The organism is uncultured Pigmentiphaga sp. (assembly GCF_937950555.1).
Taxonomy (GTDB): Bacteria; Pseudomonadota; Gammaproteobacteria; order Burkholderiales; family Burkholderiaceae_B; genus Pigmentiphaga.
The window spans coordinates 1-19,637 of the sequence record NZ_CALFCW010000019.1; the positions used below are offsets into that span (position 1 = coordinate 1).

Sequence of the window (19,637 nt, forward strand, 5' to 3'; positions counted from 1 at the left end):
CTCTTCCGATCTGCGTGCAGTTCCGCCAGCGGATTGAAGCCCGGCGTCTGCGCGACGGCCCATTCGAGTTCTTTCTGTCCGATCCAGACCGTGGCCTCGGGAAAGAGCGTGAAGTTGCAGGCGTGGTCGTGGTGCGCGTGTGTCAGCACTACATCGGTGACGTCCAGGGGCGAAACACGCAACGCCGATAGTTGCTTGCCGATCTCCGGGCGAGTGGCGTAGCCGCCTGCATCGACCAGGATCACGCGCCCCCCTCCGCGCAACAGCGTGACGGTGCTCCACCCCAGCCCGCCGTGGCACACGGAGCGACCGGGGTAACCCTGGACGAGGACATGGACGTCGTACATCATTCGGCCTTGATCTGGGCGTCGGTCACGAGCTTGCGGTAGAAATCCAGCTCGCTCGCGATCAGGGTCTTGAACTGCGCCGGCGTGCTGGTTACCAACTCGTTGCCGCCCTCGGTCTTCAGGGCCTTGATTACCTCGGGCGCCTTGACGGCCTTCTCGACCTCGGCGTGCAGGCGCTCGATGATTGCGGCCGGTGTTTTCGCCGGCGCGAGCAGGCCTACGAACTGGGTAACGTCGTAGTTCTTGTAGCCCAGTTCCTGCATGGTGGGCACTTTGGGCAGGGAACCGGCGCGGCGGCTGCCCGAGACCGCCAACGGACGCAGTTTTTGCGCCTGGATGTGCGGCACGGCGGTCATCACGGTGTCCCAGGTGAAGGACAGTTGTCCGCCGAGCAGGTCGGCCAACGCCGGCGCGGCCCCTTTGTACGGGATATGGTTGAGCTCGATGCCGAGTGTCAGCGCCAGCAGTTCACCGGCCAAGTGTCCACCTCCGCCCATGCCCGACGAGCCATAGGTGAGCATGCCCGGCTTCTCCTTGGCTTCGCGGGCCAGGTCGGGCAGGCTGCGCAGGCTCGAGTCGGCTGGCACGACAAGCACGTACTGGTAAGCCAGAATCTGACTGATGGGCTCGAAGTCCTTCAGGCTGTCGTAGGGGAGCTTTTTGTAGAGCACAGGGTTGACCACCAGTGGGCTGCTAGGCGAGACCAGCAGCGTGTGGCCGTCGGGCGCGGCCTGGCGTACCGCGTCCAGGCCCACCGTGCCATTGGCTCCCGCGCGGTTCTCGACGATGACCGGGGTCTTGAGGCCACCGGCCAGCTGTTTGGCAATGAGGCGGGCCGTGAGGTCCGCGTTGCCTCCGGCCGAGAACGGCACGACCAGCTTGATAGGGCGGTTGCCGGGATAGGTCTGCGCCGCGGCGGTGCCGGCGAGAGCCAGGGCACCGCACAGCAAGGCAATGCGTTTCATTTTGTCTCCTCGTCTGGTCCCATGGTCCCGTCCGGACAGGGCCGGGACGATGCCTCCCTTGTCGCAGGCCTGTACCCGATCGCGCGCCCCCCTCTGGCGCCTTGGTGCAAGGCTGTTCCTTCCGGAGGGCGGGACATTCACGCTGAAAGCTCGCGCATCACCTTGATCAGATCGGCCTTGCCTTCGAAGCCGATGCCGGGCAGCTCGGGCAGCGTGACGTGGCCGTTCTCCACCTTCACGCTGTCGGGGAAACCGCCGAAGGGTTGAAACAGGTCAGGGTAGGACTCGTTCCCGCCCAGGCCCAGGCCCGCGGCAATGTTGAGCGACATCTGGTGGCCGCCGTGCGGGATGCAGCGACTGGCCGACCAGCCGTGCTCCTTGAGCATGTCCAGCGTGCGCAGGTACTCGACCAGGCCGTAGCTCAACGCGCAATCGAACTGCAACCAGTCGCGGTCGGGCCGCATGCCGCCGTATCGGATGAGGTTGCGAGCGTCTTGCATAGAGAACAAGTCCTCGCCAGTGGCCATGGGATTCTTGTAGAAAGCGCGCAGCGCGGCCTGTAGCTCGAAGTCCAGCGGGTCACCGGGCTCCTCGTACCAGAACAGGTCGTACTGAGAAAGCGCCTTGGCATAGGCGATGGCGGTTTCCAGATCGAAGCGGCCGTTGGCGTCCACGCACAGCTTTTGCCCGTCCTGCAGCACCTCCATGATGGCGTCGATTCGACGCAGGTCCTCGTCGAGCGAGGCGCCGCCGATCTTTTTCTTCACCACCGTGTAGCCGCGATCGATGTAGCTGCGCATCTCGTCCTGCAGCTTGCGGTGATCCTGGCCGGGATAGTAGTAGCCGCCCGCGGCATAGACGAAGACCTTGCGCTTGGGCTTGCCGTCTCCGTAGCGCTCGGAAAGCAGCTGGAACAGCGGCTTGCCTTCGATCTTGGCAACCGCGTCCCACACTGCCATGTCGATGGTGCCGATGGCGACCGAACGCTCGCCGTGGCCGCCCGGCTTCTCGTTCTTGAACATCGTGTTCCAGATCTTGTGCGGATCCAAATTCTCGCGACTGTCGTCAAGCAGCGACTCGGGTTCGGCCTCCAGGAGACGCGGGATGAAACGCTCGCGCATCAGCGCGCCCTGGCCGTAGCGCCCATTGGAGTTGAAGCCGTAGCCCACCACCCGCTTGCCGTCACGGAACACATCGGTAATCACAGCAACGAGACTCAGGGTCATCTTGCTAAAATCGATATACGCATTGCGGATCGGCGAGCTGATGGGAAGGGTCTTTTCTCGGATCTCGACGATCTTCATAACGTTCTCCTACGTAAAGGAATCTATGATCAGCTTGGCGGAAACCTTTGACCAATGCTTTTTTTCTTGGCTTTGATGCTTTGAAAGCACCGTCATGACGATGAACCTGTCCTGGATTGATGACTTCAACGCACTGGCTGCCACCGGTAACTTTTCGCGCGCAGCCGATGAACGACACATGACCCAGCCTGCGTTCAGTCGGCGCATCCGGGCGTTGGAGGAATGGCTTGGCACAGAGCTGTTTGACCGCAGCTCGCAGCCGGCGCGCGTCACGGAGGCTGGAGAATGGTTTCGCGTTGTCGCCCAGGACTTGCAAGCGCGTGTCGCCGCTATCCCTGGCGAGGCGCGTGCTGTGGCCGAAGCCAGTTCCTCGACGCTCCGCTTTGCTTCAACGCATGCGTTGTCATTCACCTTTCTGCCGCATTGGCTTCGGGCGCTGGAAGCGCACGCCACCATGGGGCCGATTCAACTGATCTCGGACGTAAAGCAAAAATGCGAAAGCATGCTCGCTCAGAGCGAGGTGCATTTCATGCTGGCGCATGGCCACACCAGCGTTCGTGGCGAGCTGGATGACGCCAGCTTTCCGAACCTTCTGGTGGGGAAAGACCAGCTCGTTCCTGTGTCGGCACCTGACAGTCGGGGGGAACCGTTACACAGGCTAGAAGATGGAAAGACCGGCGCGACCATCCACTTACTGGGCTATAGCCGAGAGTCCGGCCTAGGGCGCATTCTGAGCGCTCTCAAAGGACCCACGATCGAACGTCTTCATCATCAGTACATCCTCACGGCACACCTTGCTTCCGTACTGAGAACCATGGCACTCGACGGGCGCGGGCTGGCTTGGCTGCCCAGGTTGCTTGTCGGCGACGACCTTGAACGCGGGCGGCTCGTTGTCGCCGCCTCCGCCATATGGCATGTCGATCTGGACATTCGCCTCTATCGCTACCGCGCACATGCGGGAAAAGCAGCGGAAAGCTTCTGGGCAGCGGCGCAGGACAGTACAGCGCGGAGCGTGTAACAAACAAGCGTTCGAGCGCAAGACGGGAACGACGTCGACACGTGCGGACAGAAGCTGGATCCGGCCTATCGCTCCAAGCGCTCGCATGTATCGCCCAGGCCTTTTCCTCCTGGACTATAGACAGATCCAGATACCACAGCTGAAGCGTCATTCAACCTCCGCACCACGTGACCCGATCCCATCGCACTTCCCGCCCACCCGCCATCGGCCTAGGTACCGCAGCCCGAGACCTCTACCGCGCACTCTGGCGCCACGCCGCCGGGGTCCGAGCCCACATGCTCGGCGCTGCGGGCCTGCTGTCGGCGGCGCAGCTGCTGCGCCTGACCATGCCGTGGCTGGCATCCCACGCCATCAACGCGCTCCAGCATGGCGACATGGCGACCGCCGGCCGCTGGATCGCCTACCTCGTCGGCGTTTATCTGCTGTCGTGGCTGCTTCACGGGCCAGGCCGCATCCTGGAACGCAACGTGGGCGTACGCGTCCGCGAGCGGCTCGCCGACCAGCTCTATGCGCGCATTGCCGCCGCCCCGCTCGCCTGGCGCGATGGGCGACATTCCGGGGAACTCCAGCATCGGGTCGTCCAGTCGAGCCGGGCGCTCTCCGACTTCGCGCAAAACCAGTTCGGCTATCTGCAGAGCGCGTTCAATTTCGTCGGCCCGCTGGTGGCCCTGGCACTGCTCTCGACCACCAGCGGCATCATCGCCATCACCGGCTATGTCGTCATCGCGCTCATCATCATGCGCTTCGACCGCGCGCTGATGCAGCTGGCCCGCGCCGAGAACGACGCGGAACGCCGCTATGCAGCGGCCCTGCTCGATTTCGTCGGCAACGCCGGGACGGTTATTGGCCTGCGCTTGCAGGCTGCCTCCCGCAAGGTGCTCGGCCGCCGCATGGAGGCGGTCATGGCGCCGTTGCGACGGGCCGTCATGGTGACGGAAGGAAAATGGTTCACGGTGGACATCCTCGGCATGGGCCTCACCTGGATACTGGTGGTCGTCTACGTGCTGCAATCGCGCCAACCCGGCCAAGCCGTGATGCTGGGCACGGTGTTCATGATCTACCAGTATGCGCAGCAAGCGGCCACCGTGGTCGGCGCGATGGCCACCAACTTCCAGAGCTTCGCGCGCATGCACACCGATTACGGCAGCGCCGAGCCTATCTGGGAAGCCCCGGGCGACCCGGACGCACCCGTGCCCGCGGTCGTGCCCGATGCGCCATGGCAAACGCTGGAACTGCGGGGCGCCGTATGGCGCTACGGCGACGATGCGCGGGGCGGCCTGCACGGCATCGACCTCGCCTTGCACCGGGGTACCCGGGTTGCCCTGATCGGCCCGAGCGGTGGCGGCAAGAGCACCCTGCTACGCCTACTCGCCGGCCTCTACTCGCCGCAAGAAGGGACATTGCTCAAAGACGGCGCGATGACGTCCTGGTCTGACCTTCGCACCCTGGCGACCCTCATCCCTCAAGAAGCCGAGGTGTTCGAAGCCAGCGTGGAGGAAAACCTGACGTTTGGCGAGCCGGCCGACCCGGCAGCCCTTGTTGCCGCCGTCCATGCGGGCGTCTTCGACGAAGTGCTGGAACGACTCCCGGAAGGCTTATCCAGCCCCTTGAATGAACGCGGCGGCAACCTCTCCGGCGGCCAACGGCAGCGCCTGGCCTTGGCCCGGGGCGCCCTGGCGGCGCGCGGCAGCTCGCTGCTCCTGCTGGACGAGCCCACCAGCGCGCTCGACCCGCAGGCCGAGGGCCAGGTGTTCGACCGCATCTTCGCCGCGTTTCCGTCGGCCTGCATCATTGCATCGGTACATCGCCCCAGCCTCCTACCGCGGTTCGATACCATCGTCGTAATGGAGGCCGGGAAAGTGGTGGATGCCGGGCCGAGGGACGACGTATTGGCCCGGCGACGACATTGAACGCACCGCCCATCAGCCTACCCTTCCGCCGTACGCCCGAACCTTCGTGCCGGCTTTCCTGCGAGGGGAGCTCGAGCCTGCCCCCGGCGGTCAGGCCGTTTCCCGCTTGGGCAAACTCCACGCGAACCATCGCTTTTCCACCAGTTCGATCAGTTGGTAGAGCGCTAGGCTGAGTACCACGAGGATGACGAGCGCAACAAAGGACTGCGGCATCTTCATCATCGATGTCGAGAACAGGATGAGATAGCCCAAGCCGCTCTCTGCAGTGACAAACTCGCCTACGACTGCCCCGATCACGGCCAGCGTGATGCATACCTTCAATGCGCTGAAGATATAGGGCACGGCAAACGGCATGCGAATAAACCACAACTCCCGGTTGCGGGACGCCCGCAGCGACCGGGATAGCTCGAGGATCTCCGACGGCGTCGACCTGAGCCCCGTCACGAGGGAAATGACCAAAGGGAAGAAGGTAATCAGGCAAGTGATCACCACGCGTGGCAGTACCCCCGCGCCCAGCGCCACCACGATGATGGGCGCAACGGCCACGATCGGAGTGGAATGGATCACCACGAGGATGGGCACCACCGTGCGCGACAACAGCGGAGAATGCGTGATGATCACCGCAACAGGGAAACTGATCGCGATCGATGCGAGAAACCCGACGATCACCACCTCCACGGTGCTTCGGAAGTGATTGAACAGCTGGGCACCCGTAAACACGCTCGCCGCTTGGACGATTTCCGACGGGGAAGGAAAAACGTACGCCGGCACAGACAGCACGCGGCAGGCAAACTCCCAGACGATGACCAGCCCGATGGCGGTAATCAGCGGCGCATAACGATCGGTGAACGTGAGCAGCACAGACATGATCTAAGTTCCCGTCCTTCGAGTGAACACCTGCGCGCGGATGTCATTGGCCATCCTATTGAACCGGGGATCCATGAGCGTATCGAGCGAGCGGGGCCTCGGGAACGGCACCGCGATGACTTCCCGGACGCGACCGGGACGCGACTGCATGACCACGATCTTGTCTGCGAGCAAGAGCGCTTCCGGGATGGAGTGGGTGACGAACACCACGGTCTTGGGCGAATCGCGTAGTATCCGCAGCAGCTCCAGGCTCATTTCGTCCCGGGTCAGGGCGTCCAGCGCGGAAAACGGCTCGTCCATGAGCAGAATGTCTGGATCGTGCAGCAGCGATCGCGCGATGCCGACCCGCTGCTGCATGCCCCCCGACAACTCTTCCGGCAGGCGATCTTCGAATTCGGCCAGGCCCACCATCCTAACCAGCTCGCGGGCGCGTTCGCGCGTGCCGGCATCGACGCGTCCCGTCTTGAGCTTGACCGGAAATGCCACGTTGTCCAATACGCTCAGCCAGGGCAGCAAGGTCGGGCGCTGGAATACGATGCCAATCTCGTCCCGGGGCTCAGTGACCGGCTGGCGATAGATGCTCACCTGGCCCGACGTGACCGGGAGCAGTCCTGCCACCAGCCGCAGCAGCGTCGATTTGCCGCACCCCGAGGGCCCGATGAGTGCAACGAACTCATGCCTGCCTATCGCGAGGTCGATGCCATCGAGTGCCGTCGTCTTGGCGCCGTCGCTCGACACGAACACCTTGCCCGCCCGCTGGAGCTCAATAACCGGAGCATCCATTTTCAGTTATCCGCCCAATTGAGTCGCGCAACCATTCGCTCCGGGTCGAGTTTGTCCAGCGGATAGCGTTCCGACGCGGCCACCCACCCCCAGCTTTTCTTCAGCAGGTCGGGTTCGATGGTCCCGATGCCGTCCCGTCGACTGGTGGCATTGTCAATCAAGGGAATCGAGGCGCGGAACTGCGCTTCGGCGACCTGCGGGTCGATTTCCGGGGCCGATTTCTTCAAGGCCCGCCCCGTCACGGCCGGATCCTTCAGCGAAAGAAGCATCGCCTTGTGAAACGCCCGCAAGAAGCGCCTCAGCACATCCGGACGCTCCTTGATCATGGCATCCGAGGCCGCGAGCACCATGCCGTAGGTCTCCAAGCCGAACATGGACCACGGAAGCACCTCGACTTCTTTGCCGCGGGGCTGGAGCAGCGAGTTGGCGAGGGGAACCTGGGTGCGGAAACTCGAAATGGCATCTACCCGGCCCGAAACCAACATGGGCATGAGGACATTGGCGTCGACCAGCTGCAGCTTCAGCTGATCCACCGACACGCCATTGCGCTCCAACACCAGCGGCATCAGGACGCGCGAAGTGGACAAGGCGGTGGCGGCCACGGGCCGGCCTTGCAGGTCCTTGAGCGTGCGGATTCCGCTACCCTTGATGACGAAAAACGACTCGGGCGACTCGGTGTATGCCGTGTACACGACTTTCAGCGGCATCGGTCCCTTCGCAGCGGCGCTCAGCACCGCGCTGATCCCGGAGCTGGCGATATCGGCTGCTCCGGTGGCCACTTTGGTGAGCGCGTCGGCAGAGCCTCGTCCGGTCTGCAGGGTCACCTCCAACCCTTCGCTCGCGTAGAAGCCTTCATGCAAGGCCACATAGAACGGCCCCTTGTCGCCCGACGGCAGCCAGTCAATCTGCACGACAACGCGGTCCGCCGCCATGGCGGAGGCGGCGGCAAGGGCGGCGGTGAAAGCAACCGCGGCACCGCGCAGCACGAGGCGCAGCGATGACGGAGCAAGGACGGTCCATACACTAGAAAACAGATTTTTCATGTCGGCCTCGATGGCAAGTCAATGTGGATCCGCGCCGGCCCTGCCGGTGGAGCGGGTGTCACGAGCTCAAGGGTCGCTCCCCTTTCACGCTCACACGCCACATGAGGCGTCGATAACGTTCCTTGTCGTAGGGCGTGGCGCGATGCACGGTGCAACGGTTGTCCCAGATGACCAAGTCGTGCGCGGACCAGACGTGCCGATACTGGAAGCGCTCGTTCGTACACCAATCAAGCAATTCCTGTACCAAAGCCACGCCCGCGGCGGCGTCTTCGATGCCCACCACACGCTTGACCGTCTGCCCTCCTGGATAGAGGCTGAGCGATGCGTCCACCGGGTGGCGGCGAACAAGAGGCTGAACGACATCGGGAACCTTGGCCTGCTGCTCCGGGGTCGGCAGGGGGACCTTGCCCGCAAACGCCGGATTCTTGGCCCGGTCCATGATCATCTTCATGTAGGAGTGCTCTGTCCAAAGCTTGCGCAGGGCCGACTGCCTCTCGGGCGGCAAGGTCTCGTAAGCCAGGCGCGTATTCGCGAACTGGGTGTCGGCGCCTTCGGGAGGAACTTCCACGCCATAGAGCAGGGTGTACGCCGTCGGCTGCGCGTAATAAGCCTGGTCGGTGTGCCAACCGTAGCCGTCGGTAGACGATCCGATGGGCCGCCCATTCTCGACGATGTTGGACAGGATGTAGATGAAAGGATGGCCCGGCATGCAGAACTGATCCAGCACCAGGGGCTCAAGAGGTCCGAGGCGGGTGGCTACCTCTTGCAGCGCTTCAGGAGTCAGGTGCTGGTCGCGGAAAACGATGACGCCATGGCGGGCGAGCTGCCTGGGCAATTCTTCGAAGAAGGCATCATCCACGTCCGGCAGGTCGACGCCGTGGGCCACCGCCCCCAACGGCGCGCCCGCGATGGGTTCAAAATGCCACGTAGCGGTTTCCACTTTTCATACTCCTCGACAGTGTACCGATCGCTCGGCAAAGCATCATCGTAGGAATACAAATGCGAGATGAGAATCAGCAAATTTCGTGCAAAGCGTTCGCTTTTTCAGAACGGTATAGCGTGACCTGTACGCTACACCAAGGCGTGCATGTGCTCCTCTAAATAGTGCACGAAACGCAATGTCGGCACCGACAAGGTGCGACCCCGGCGAGCCAGGAGCACCAAGCGGCCCCGGGCCAGGATGGGGTCGCCGAGCGGAATCGCGACGAGTTCTCCGCGGGCCACCTCTGCCGCGACCCCGACCGCCAGCTGGAAAAAAATCCCCCCTGACTGCCGGGCGAATTGCCCCATCAGCTCAAAGCTGTCGGTTTGCAGTACCGGGTTGATGACATGGCCCGACTGGCGGGCCAGCGCCTCGATGAGGTTGCGCCCGCCTGCGGCGGAAGAGTTCATTAGCGCGAGCGGGTACGCGAGGCAATCGCTCAGGCGCAACGACTTGCGGTCTGCCAGCGGATGATCGGACGCCACCACTGCATACAAGGGCGTCTTGACCTCCACGAGCCGGGTAAGCAGGGCATTTGAAGGCGGGTTGAACAGCAGGCCGAGTTCCACGGTATCGTTCTGCAGCTCCTCGAACGTGCGCGCCGTCGTGCCCATGTTGACCGTAAACGACACCCCGGGGTATTCGGTCCGGAACGCGGAAATTGCACGAGGCAGCAACTCGCGGGTGGCAGACTCGTGCGCCGTGATGCGGATATGGCCGCGGCGCAGCCCGCGCAGGTTATCAAGTTGAGATCGCAGCAGCTCGAACTCGCGTTCCTGCTTGCGAATATGGGCCAGCAGCAGCTCGCCTGCGGCAGTGGCCCGCATCCCGCGCGGCAAACGCTCGAACAGCTCGACGCCGAGCTCCTGTTCGAGGTCCAGCAGTTGCCGATTCAACGCGGAGGCGGCGACATGCACCTGCTCTGCCGCCTTCCGAATAGAGCCTGCGCGAGCGATGGCGTCGATGTAAATGAATACGCGGGGTAGCACGGGGGGTTCCTCGCCTCGTAGGGCGCACGGACATCGAGTGGGGACGATGGCCCGCAACTGATTCTTATCTTATCGATTATCCACCAGCCGCGGCGGCCTGCGGCGCCCGCTCGTCCCCCGGAATCCCCGGTCCCTGCCCTCCTGGTTGCCTCCCCACCGATGGCCAGGACCACCCCGCGGCAGTCCGATGGCCACGCCTCAAATCAAGCCGTGATACGACCCGCCGTCGACCTGCAGGTTTTGTCCCGAAATAAAGCCGGCATGCGCCGAGCACAGGTAGGCGCAGGCACTGGCCAGCTCTTCCGGGGTTCCCATGCGCTTGGCCGCGATGCTGTCGGCAAAGCGCGCCCGGGCTTCTTCATAGCTGATGTTTTCCAGCTTCATCAGCCGCTTTGCCATGAATTGCTGGCGCGGCGTATCGATGCGCTCGGGGAGCAGGTTGTTGATGGTCACGTTGTCCCGCGCCACTTCGAGCGAGAGGCCTTTGCAGAAGGCCGTCAGCGCAGTGCGCGCCGCAGCGGACAGGGACTGGTGGACGCGCGGCGATTTCACCATCGCCGAGGTTATGTTGACGATGCGTCCGAATTTGCGCGCCCGCATGCCGCCCACGTAGTTCCGGATGAACAAGGCGTGGGGAATCATGTTTTTCTCGAAGGCACCCACCCACGCGTCGTGATCCCAATTCTCGAGGCTGCCCGGCGTCGGCCCTTCATTGTTGGTCACCAGGATGTCTACCTCCGGGATCTCCGCGAAAATGCGCTGGCGGTCCGCCTCGACGGTCAGGTCCGCGGCAATGGTGCAAACCTGTCCGGTCGCAACCTTGCGCACCTCCTCGGCGGCCGCCTCTAGCCGTTCGGCGTTACGGGCGTTCAGCCAAACGTCTACCCCCTCGGCGGCCAGCGCCTTGGCGCAGGCCAGGCCCAATCCGCTGGACGAAGCCATGAGGAAGGCCTTGCGGCCTTTGATTCCTAAGTCCATATGGTCTCCCTGAAATGCCGCGCTCAAGCGCCGGCGAGTTGCCGGACTTTGTCGAGCGCCGGATACGTGCGGCTGGGGCCGCACACCAGGATCCGGTAGCCTTCGTCGTAAACGCGCTCGACATTCTCGGTCGTGACGTGCGGATGGGCGACGGGGACGTTGAACTCCTGGCAGATAGAACGGATCTGCGCCATGGCCGACAGCAGCTCCGGGTGCTCGTATTGGCGGGGAATGCCCAGCTCCTGGGAGAGGTCGCCCTCGCCGATCATGACGGCACTGATGCCGGGAACTTCCTTCAGGATGTCGCGCAGGTTGGCGATGCCCTCGAGGTCTTCGATCATCAGCATGACGAAGATTTCACCCTCGGGGTTGCGCGGCCACACGTCTGCCTTGGCGTAATACTCCTGGTTCGTCAGGCCCCAATAGCGCGCGGCGGTCGTCGGGCCGTCGCCCCGCTGCCCGAAGGGCTCGTGCAGGGGATGGCTCTTGAGGGTCGGATAACGGCACGCCGCGACGGCGGCATACGCCTGTTCCACCGTGCTGACGTGGGGCCAAACGATGCCATACGCTCCCAGGTCCAGCGCCTGCTTGGCCATCCACTGGCTCTGCTCGGCGCCGTTGGCGGGTATGCGCACAATGGGCGTCACCGCCGGCGCGATGGAGCCGGAGGTTGCAATCTGGCGGCGATTCAACAGGTACTGGAAAGTGTCGCGCAGCGAGAGCGGGTTCCAGGGCTGGTGCTCGCACTCGATCAGCACGCCGTCGTACTTGGTGGTGCTAAAGGCAATGGCCGATTCGATCGTGGGCGGGCAGAACGACATGGTCGCCACGCGGCCCGATTCGAGTTGGCGGATGATTCCGTTGAGTCTTGGCGTGCTCATTGCGTCACCCGTTCAGGAGCTTGGTTGGCGGAAGAGGCTTGCGCGGCCGCGCGGCGGTCGAGCAACCGGTTCAAGCGCGGGAACACCTTTCTCGCGTTGCCTTCGAAAATCTTATAGCGGGCCTCGTCGTTCAGGGATTCGACGGCATCCAGGTAACGGCGGGTGTCGTCGAAATGGTAGCCCGTCTTCGGATCGATGCCTTTCACGGCGCCGACCATCTCCGAGGCGAACAGCAGGTTGTCGAGCGGAATGACGTCCGTCAGCAGGTCGATGCCCCGCTGGTCGTACACGCAGGTGTCGAAGTACACGTTCTTGAAGAGGTGCTCCTCGAGCGGGGGGCGCTTGAGCATCTGCGCCAGGCCCCGATAGCGGCCGAAGTGGAACGGGAACGCGCCGCCACCGTGCGGGATGATGAGGCGCAGCGTGGGGAAATCCTTGAACAGGTCGCCCTGGATGAGCTGCATGACGGCCGTGGTATCGGCGTTGATGTAGTGGGCACCCGTGGCGTGGAAGCACGCGTTGCACGAAGACGATACGTGGATCATCGCCGGCACGTCCAGCTCGACCAGCTTTTCGTACAAGGGGTACCAGTAGCGGTCGGTCAGCGGGGGATCTTTCCACCAGCCACCAGAGGGATCGGGGTTAAGGTTGCAACTCACGAAGCCGAGCTCGTTGATGCAATACTCGAGCTCGGGGATGCAGCTCTCGGGCGAGACGCCGGGGCGCTGGGGCAGTTGGCAGGCGCCAGCGAAGTTGTCCGGATAGAGCTGGGTGAGCCGGTAGATAAGCGTGTTGCACACGCGCGCCCACTGCGCCGCCACTTTTTCGTCGCCGTACTGGTGCGCCATGCCGGCCGCGCGCGGGGAAAATATCGTCAAATCAGTGCCGCGCTCGCGCTGGAACTTTAGCTGTGCACCCTCTACCGATTCGCGCAGCATGTCATCAGTAATGCCCAGCGATTCGATGGACGGCCGCAGGCTCGGGTCTATCATGCCCGCGAGTTGCCGGGCGCGAAAATCCTGCAACTGACGGGGAGCGGTAGTGTAGTGGCCATGGCAGTCGATGATCATGGTTTTTTCCGTTTTGAACTGATGCGGGGTTGAGATCAGCCGCCGATGACGGCGATCGCCTGGAGTTGCAGCAGCATGCCGCCGCGCAGGGGTTGTACGCTGGTGTGCCGCGCGGGACGGTCCGCTTCGTCCGGGAAGTGCTTGAGCCACGCCTTGTTCACGGCATCGCGCACCGACTCGTCCGCGACGGTCACGTTGATCACGCCGACGTCGCGCATGGTCGCGCCCCCCTTTTCGAGCAGCGCCGCCAAGTTCTCGAAGGCCTGGAACGCCTGCGCCTCCGCGCCTTCGGCCAGCTTGTTGGTAGAAGGCAGCTTGCCCGAGATGCCAGAAGTGAAAATGGTGTTGCCGACCTTGGCGCCCATGGGAATGGGGGTCGAACCATGGCTCACGCCATCGATTTCCAGTGAACGTCCGCCTGCTTTCATGTGACTTTCCTTGGGAAGAGTGATGGAATCGGGATTCACGCCTGCCAGACGCAGAACGCGGCGCCTACCCCTGTGCCCGCCTCGGTACGGTGCAACGCGTAGTACTCGACGTCGCGCAGCGGCAGGAAGTCCACCGCCCCGGCAGCCAGGACCCAGTTGAGCGTCTCCGACGTGCCAGAACGCAGGGCTTCAGGCGGAATGGCCCGCAGCCCCTGTTCGTCCTTCTCCTTGAGCATGCGGATGAAGTTCAGGTCGAAGTCTTCTTCTACGACGAAGTGCGACAAGCCGCCGGAAGCCACCACCGCCACCTTCAGGTCAGCGGGATAAGCCTCGATGGCGGCGCGCAGGCGCCGCCCGATCTCGTAGCAGCGGTTCGCCGTCGGCACGCTGGGCGGAAAATAGGTATTCAGCATCACCGGGGCCACCGGGATGCTCTTGCGGAACAGCCGCTTGACGATGAAGCCATAGGCATGGCCGAACCCGGCGCGGGACGGATCGGCCACCGAACCGACCGCGGCAACGTCCACCTCGTTGCGGATCAGGTGCTCGATCAGGAACGTGCAGAACTCCGGGGCGGCCGGCAGCCGGTGAATGCCGTCCATGAGGTAGCCCCGCCCGATCTGCATCATCCAGTCCGGCGCGCCATCGGCATATTTCCCGCGCGTCGTCGCGATCTCCGCACCATGGAACAAGGCGACGGCGGGCTGCTGGTCGGGCGCGAAAAGCTCCGCCTGGTCATCGCCCACGATGACCACCACGTCGGGATCCGCCGCCTCCAGCGCATCGGCCAGCCGGTCGAGCGCCCGCTGGCAGGCAGCGGCTTTCTTCTCCATCACATCGAGCTCGACTTCCGAGCGATACCGCGGTCCGCGCAGTTCGAGCAGCTCGGGATAGGTCAACCGCCTGCCATTCGACAAATGAAGCTTCTTGTTCGCGAAATCGATGTCGGCACGGTGATGCCATTGCAGCGCGGTCAGGTTCAACATGGGACTATGGGTCGTTCCCAGTCCCAACACAATCTTGGCCATAGTCGTCTAAATGTCGGTTATTCCTGCTCAGCCGCCCGTCGCCGATCAGAGATCGAGCACCAGGCGCTCGGACGCGCAATGCGAGACGCACACTTGCATGAGGCGGCGCTTGGAGCGGTCGTCGTCGGTCAGGCAGGTATCGTTGTGGACCACCTCTCCCTCGAGGACCTTGACCCGGCACAGGCCGCAGAAGCCGGAGCGGCAGTCGTACGGGACGTCGACGTCTTCATCGATCAATACGTCCAGCAGGCTTTGCCCTAGCCCGACCTCGACGGTCTTGCCGCTTTGCTGCAGCACGACCTCATACCCGGACTTCGATTTGCTGCTTTCGTCCAGACCGAACAGCTCGAACTTCACGTTGTCCGCCGGCCAGCCCAGCCGCGCCGCCGCATCGACCGCGGCGTCGATCATGGGCTTGGGACCGCATACATACACGGGCCGCGAGCCGCCCTGCGCGAGCGCCGTCACGATGTCCAAGTGGCGGCCCGCGTCTTCGTCCACGTGCAGCCGCAGCCCGTCGCCACACAGGCGCTCCAGGTCGTCCAGGAACACGGCCTCGTCCCGGCTGCGGACGGCGTAGCAGAAATCAAAAGGCACGTCCTTGCGCCGCAGCTCCGCGGCCATCGAGACGATGGGCGTCACGCCTATGCCGCCGGCAAGCAGCAATGCGCCGCCCGCATCACCGAGCTCGAACTCGTTTTTCGGCTGCGAGATGCGCAGCACGTCTCCGGGACGAACTGCCTCGTGCAACTGCCTGGACCCGCCGGCACCGGCTTCCTCCCGCCTGACGGCGATCCGGTAAAAAGGCTGCGGCAGCGAGGTGTCATTGGTCGGATCGGTGTTGACGAGCGAATAGGCTCGCACCCGATCCGGCTTGCCTTGCACGGGCAGATGCACGGAAATATGCGCCCCCGCTTGGAACCCGGGCAATGCCGCGCCGTTGGGGCGAGCCAGCTTGAACGCCAGGATGCTCGGGCTGCACCAGGTGACTTGCATCACCCGGACGTCAATCAGATCTTCGCTCGTCATCGTTCACTCACGCTTTAGCTGCCGCGCCGCCCTTGCCTACGTCTGCCAGGATGCGATCGAGCAGGACGTGCCAATCCTGGCCGTCATCGATGACGCCGCCAATCGAGTACACCTCGGAGTAATCCAAGTCCGACTCCTGCGCCACCCAGGGCACTTCGCCTTTCTGGAAATCGCGCACGGCCTTCAGCAGCATCTGGCGCAGGCGGATGATTTCCGAATCCGCCGAGCAGAGCTGCTCATCCGTGCGGTCGAGGATGGCCCCTTGGCTCATGAACATCGCGAAGTCCTCGGTGGCCACGCCTTGCGGGAAGCCCGAGAAATGCCCGCGCTTCATGAGATCGCGGTTCTGGCCCCAGTTGTCTTCCGGCGGACCGGGCGGCAGCGGCGGCCAATTGGTGATGTCCGGGCTGGCAGACAGCGGCGTCATGCCAAGCGGACGATGAATGTTGAAATGCACGAACCAGGCGCGGTAGTGGGTGTCATCGACCGGCACCGACATGAACACGGTAGACGGGCCGCCCGGGTCCGGCGCGCAAATGACGCCATACCACGGGAAGACATAGTGGTTCACGCGCGCGTAGACTTTGCCTTCGCCGATGTTGCGCAAGGCCACGGAACGGAACCCGAAGTGCGTGCGCTCATACTCGAGGCGGGGATGCTTGTCCACCAGCATGTTCTGCTGTTCGCGGCGCCCGCGGACCTGGATTTGTGCCTGGTGCAGGTGGCTGACGTGCGACGAGTCCATGGTGGCCTCGACCCCTTGCAGCCAGTTCACGGGCGCAATGACCGAGGTCACCGACCGTTGGTTCTCGGGCAGGTCCGTGAACGGCAGGTTGGGGAACTTGGGCGCCTTGCCCTTGCCCAGCCACACCCAAATGATGCCGCCGCGTTCTTCGACCTGATAGCTATTGAAGCGCACCGACTTGCAGAAAGCTTCCTGGTCGCCGGCGATGTTGGGCGCCTCGACCATCTTTCCTTCCACGTTGAATCGCCAGCCGTGGAAGATGCATTGCAGCGAGTCGTCCTCGTTGCGACCCAGCGCGAGCGAAGCCTTGCGGTGCGGGCACTGCTCGTCGAAGCAGCCGACTCGGCCGCTATGGCCGCGGAACAGTACGTAGTCCTTGCCGAGCAAGCGCAGCCGGTAGGGCTTTCCGCCGGCTTCGAGTGCAGCAGAGGGATAGGCAGGCAGCCAATAGTATTGTCTGAACAGCTCCCCGAGAGGAGCGCCATTCTCGACCCGGGTGATCAGGTCGTTTTCTTCTTTCTTCATTGCCATGTCGATACTCCTAGCCTAAGAGTGGCTTCCTGCCTTCACAGCGAGAATCAGCTCTCCGCCGTGATTCCGGCCTGCTCCGCGATTTCGCGGTTTTTCTTCATTTCACGCTGGATGAAATCCGCGAACTCCGCGGGCGTACAGACGAAAGCCTCGGATTGAATGGAATCCAGGAACGTTTTGAATTCGCTGGATGCGACGATTTCGCGCACGTCGGCGGCGATCTTGTCCACGACGGCGTCGGGCGTGCCGCCCGGCGCGAGCAGGCCATACCAGCTTTGGGCGTCGAAATTCACCTTCTTCTCGGCGAACGTCGGCACCTCGGGCAGCGACGACAGCCGCGCCTGGCCCGACACCGCGAGCACCTTGAGCTTGCCCGACTTGATGTGCTGGAGATAAAAGCCAGGGATTTCGAGCGCGAACTTCAACTGGCCCCCGATCAGATTGGTCGCCAGGTCGCTCGTGCCCTTGTATGGAATGTTCTGCAGCTTGACGCCGATTGCGTTCATCAAGCTCTCGTTGGCCAAGCGTCCAATGCCCGCGGCGCCGACCGTGGGCAGGTTGTAGTCATCGGGCTTGGCGCGGAGCTTGGAAATGAACTGGTCTAGGTTGTCCACCTGCATGCTGGGATGGGCCAGCAGCACGAACCGGTTCACGAGAACCGTAGTGATCGGCTTGAAGTCGCGGACGGAGTCATACGGCAGCTTGGGCATCACCGCCGGGTTGATGGTGTGGCTCGTGTTGGCGAACAGCAGCGTGTAGCCGTCGGGTTCGGCCTTGGCCACGATGTTGGACCCGATGACCGTATTGCCCCCTGGACGGTTATCGACGATGACCGGCTGGTTCCACTTCGCGGCGAGCTTGTCCGCCAGGAAGCGCGCCGTGTTGCTGGTGCCGCCGCCCGCCGTGAACGGCACCACGATGCGAACCATTTTGTCGGGATAAGCAGAATCGGCGGCGTTGGCGGGCGCGGCAGCCAGCGCACTAAGCATGGCAAGGGGGAGCAGTATCGCTCCTTTGATGATTTTCATGTTTGTGTCTCCAAGGAGTTGTCGGGCGCGCGGCGGCTGGCGCCTTGCTGAACCGAGCGGCGTGGAAAGGAAGCTGCATGCGGCCGCCTATCGTTGCCTCCTGCTGCGCGTGCACACGCAGGACGGCTGCATTCTAGGCAGGGGGATTACCCAAAACAATCAAATTGTTTTTGTCCACTATTATTGTTCTGGTTAAGAATCGCGTTCCTGATGACTATGCGCATAACATTCCGGCAACTGCGGGCCTTCGTCACCACGGCCCACCTCAACAGCTTCGTGGACGCTGCCCGCGCCTTGCACATCACCCAGGCGGCGCTGAGCAATTCGGTGCGAGAACTGGAGAGCGCCGTGGGCTTCCGCCTGCTCGAGCGCACCACGCGGCGCGTCCGGCTGTCGAGGGAGGGCGAGCAGCTCCTGCCGCATGCCGTGCATGCGCTGGACGCGCTCAAGCAAATCGAGCAAAGCGCCGCCCAACTGCGGGAGCGCCACCAAATCGTGAAGATCGCGACCTCGCGCCTCGTGGGCTGGTCACTGATGACGCGCATCTATCACGACTTCCATGCCGCCTATCCAGACGTTCGCTTGACGCCTGTGGACGTCAAGGTGGACGACATCCGGGCGTCGGTCGAACAAGGACAGGTCGACCTGGCGATCTCCACCCATTCTCCGGTGGCCGAGCACGTGATCGCCACGCCCCTTTTTCAAAGCCGCATCTGCGTCGTCTGCCCGCCCCGCCACCCGCTGGCCCGGCGTAAGCGCCTGCGCTGGAAAGAAATCGTCGACGAGCCGCTGATCTTCGTGGGTAATCTTCCGCTGCTGCACCTGGCCAGGCAGCTCGGCCCCGAGTTCCGGTTCAGCCAAGTCCGGCAAGTGGGCGATACCACTGCCGCCCTAAGCCTGGTCGCCGCCGGCATGGGCCTGGCGGTTTGCCCGGGCTTCGTCGAACCGGCCACGCGGGTCCATCAACTCAAAGTCGTGGAGCTCGAAGCGCCGGTCGTCAGCCGCCAATACTCGCTCTTCGTCGACTCCCGCCGGGCCGACATCGAAGGCGTCAGGCGATTCTGCGACTTTGTCCGCGAGTACTTTGCAAAAGTGGGCAAGGGCCATGTGGAGGACGCGGCAGGCGAGGTGTTCTGATCGTCCGCCCTGCCCCCACAAAGGGGTTGACATTGTTCTTGCGCATTGCCTTTACATCAGGCGATTCTTTTTCTAACCTGCTGGAATGAAGAAGAATGCCCCATCCGATTCGTTGGACGACATTGACCTGCAGCTGATGCGCCTCCTGCAGGAAGACGGCCGCCTCTCCAACGCCAAGCTCGCGCAACGCGTCGCCCTCAGCGAAACGCCCTGTTGGCATCGGCTGCGCAAGCTAGAAGCGGAAGGCTATATCCAGGGCTACCAGGCACTGCTCGACCGGCGCAAGCTCGGCCTTGGCGAACTGGCCTTCATCAGCCTGAATTTTTCCCCCCATACCGCCGAAGCTTTTGCGGCGCTCGAAAAACTGGTCGAAGCCAGCGACCAGGTCTTGACCTGCCACCGCGTCACGGGTGAAGCCGACTTCGTCATGATGGTGGTCGCAGAAGACCTCGATTCCGTGCGTGACTTCATCGACAACATGCTGCGCACGCTGCCCAACGTCGCGACGGTGCGCACCAGCCTATCCCTGCGCGAGGTGAAGTTCTCGAGCAAGCTGCCGCTGCCGGTTTAGCCA

At 63.3% G+C, this 19,637-nt stretch carries 20 protein-coding genes; 4 read left to right on the plus strand and 16 right to left on the minus strand.

Annotated elements, in window-relative coordinates; translation table 11 throughout:
• The 3 genes from Q0319_RS03205 to Q0319_RS03215 all read right to left on the minus strand — a co-directional run.
• A partial coding sequence (locus tag Q0319_RS03205; RefSeq protein WP_299450841.1) for an MBL fold metallo-hydrolase occupies positions 1–350 on the minus strand: 350 nt, incomplete at its 3' end.
• Complete coding sequence (locus Q0319_RS03210) at positions 347–1,312, minus strand: tripartite tricarboxylate transporter substrate binding protein (protein ID WP_299450844.1); 966 nt, start codon at positions 1,310–1,312, stop codon at positions 347–349. The genes Q0319_RS03210 and Q0319_RS03205, both read right to left, overlap by 4 nt.
• 137 nt (positions 1,313–1,449) lie before the next feature.
• Positions 1,450–2,616: a mandelate racemase/muconate lactonizing enzyme family protein gene (locus tag Q0319_RS03215; protein WP_299450847.1), complete on the minus strand. Its 1,167-nt coding sequence runs from the start codon at positions 2,614–2,616 to the stop codon at positions 1,450–1,452.
• Between the two features lie 94 nt (positions 2,617–2,710).
• Here Q0319_RS03215 and Q0319_RS03220 point away from each other — a divergent pair, with 94 nt between their 5' ends.
• Both Q0319_RS03220 and Q0319_RS03225 read left to right on the plus strand, forming a co-directional pair.
• Entirely contained in the window at positions 2,711–3,634 is a 924-nt protein-coding gene (locus Q0319_RS03220) for a LysR family transcriptional regulator (RefSeq protein ID WP_363322236.1), read from the plus strand.
• A 275-nt stretch (positions 3,635–3,909) separates the two neighbouring features.
• A complete protein-coding gene (locus tag Q0319_RS03225) occupies positions 3,910–5,544 on the plus strand; it encodes an ABC transporter ATP-binding protein (protein ID WP_299450849.1) in 1,635 nt (544 codons plus the stop codon).
• Positions 5,545–5,634: 90 nt separating this feature from the next.
• Here the strand turns inward: Q0319_RS03225 and Q0319_RS03230 are convergent, their stop codons facing one another.
• The 13 genes from Q0319_RS03230 to Q0319_RS03290 form a co-directional block, all read right to left on the minus strand.
• Positions 5,635–6,411: an ABC transporter permease gene (locus Q0319_RS03230; RefSeq protein ID WP_296468161.1), complete on the minus strand. Its 777-nt coding sequence runs from the start codon at positions 6,409–6,411 to the stop codon at positions 5,635–5,637.
• Positions 6,412–6,414: 3 nt separating this feature from the next.
• Positions 6,415–7,194, minus strand: a complete 780-nt coding sequence (locus tag Q0319_RS03235) for an ABC transporter ATP-binding protein (RefSeq protein ID WP_296468158.1) — start codon at positions 7,192–7,194, stop codon at positions 6,415–6,417.
• Positions 7,195–7,196: 2 nt separating this feature from the next.
• Positions 7,197–8,237, minus strand: a complete 1,041-nt coding sequence (locus Q0319_RS03240) for an ABC transporter substrate-binding protein (protein WP_296468157.1) — start codon at positions 8,235–8,237, stop codon at positions 7,197–7,199.
• Positions 8,238–8,295: 58 nt separating this feature from the next.
• The gene (locus tag Q0319_RS03245) at positions 8,296–9,177 is read right to left on the minus strand and encodes a TauD/TfdA family dioxygenase (RefSeq protein ID WP_296468154.1); all 882 of its coding nucleotides are present in this window, start codon (positions 9,175–9,177) and stop codon (positions 8,296–8,298) included.
• A gap of 131 nt (positions 9,178–9,308) precedes the next feature.
• Positions 9,309–10,208 (minus strand): LysR family transcriptional regulator, encoded by a 900-nt coding sequence (locus Q0319_RS03250; protein ID WP_296468152.1) that lies wholly within the window; start codon positions 10,206–10,208, stop codon positions 9,309–9,311.
• A 198-nt stretch (positions 10,209–10,406) separates the two neighbouring features.
• Entirely contained in the window at positions 10,407–11,186 is a 780-nt protein-coding gene (locus tag Q0319_RS03255) for an SDR family oxidoreductase (protein ID WP_299450853.1), read from the minus strand.
• A 23-nt stretch (positions 11,187–11,209) separates the two neighbouring features.
• A complete protein-coding gene (locus Q0319_RS03260; RefSeq protein ID WP_299450855.1) occupies positions 11,210–12,067 on the minus strand; it encodes an aldolase/citrate lyase family protein in 858 nt (285 codons plus the stop codon).
• Complete coding sequence (locus tag Q0319_RS03265; RefSeq protein ID WP_299450857.1) at positions 12,064–13,137, minus strand: amidohydrolase family protein; 1,074 nt, start codon at positions 13,135–13,137, stop codon at positions 12,064–12,066. The genes Q0319_RS03260 and Q0319_RS03265 overlap by 4 nt, the downstream gene beginning before the upstream one ends.
• Positions 13,138–13,172: 35 nt before the next feature.
• A complete protein-coding gene (locus Q0319_RS03270; protein WP_299450859.1) occupies positions 13,173–13,565 on the minus strand; it encodes a RidA family protein in 393 nt (130 codons plus the stop codon).
• A 35-nt stretch (positions 13,566–13,600) separates the two neighbouring features.
• Positions 13,601–14,593, minus strand: coding sequence for a hypothetical protein (locus Q0319_RS03275; protein WP_299450861.1), 993 nt, complete (start codon positions 14,591–14,593; stop codon positions 13,601–13,603).
• A gap of 45 nt (positions 14,594–14,638) precedes the next feature.
• Positions 14,639–15,622 (minus strand): PDR/VanB family oxidoreductase, encoded by a 984-nt coding sequence (locus Q0319_RS03280; RefSeq protein ID WP_299450863.1) that lies wholly within the window; start codon positions 15,620–15,622, stop codon positions 14,639–14,641.
• 7 nt (positions 15,623–15,629) lie between these two features.
• Positions 15,630–16,898 carry a Rieske 2Fe-2S domain-containing protein gene (locus Q0319_RS03285; RefSeq protein ID WP_299450865.1) on the minus strand — a complete coding sequence of 423 codons (1,269 nt, stop codon included), beginning with the start codon at positions 16,896–16,898 and terminating at the stop codon, positions 15,630–15,632.
• 47 nt (positions 16,899–16,945) lie between these two features.
• Positions 16,946–17,926, minus strand: a complete 981-nt coding sequence (locus Q0319_RS03290; protein WP_299450867.1) for a tripartite tricarboxylate transporter substrate binding protein — start codon at positions 17,924–17,926, stop codon at positions 16,946–16,948.
• A 210-nt stretch (positions 17,927–18,136) separates the two neighbouring features.
• Here Q0319_RS03290 and Q0319_RS03295 point away from each other — a divergent pair, with 210 nt between their 5' ends.
• Both Q0319_RS03295 and Q0319_RS03300 read left to right on the plus strand, forming a co-directional pair.
• Positions 18,137–19,063, plus strand: coding sequence for a LysR family transcriptional regulator (locus Q0319_RS03295; RefSeq protein ID WP_299450869.1), 927 nt, complete (start codon positions 18,137–18,139; stop codon positions 19,061–19,063).
• An 85-nt stretch (positions 19,064–19,148) separates the two neighbouring features.
• A complete protein-coding gene (locus Q0319_RS03300; protein WP_299450872.1) occupies positions 19,149–19,634 on the plus strand; it encodes an Lrp/AsnC family transcriptional regulator in 486 nt (161 codons plus the stop codon).
• Positions 19,635–19,637: the final 3 nt, after the last annotated feature.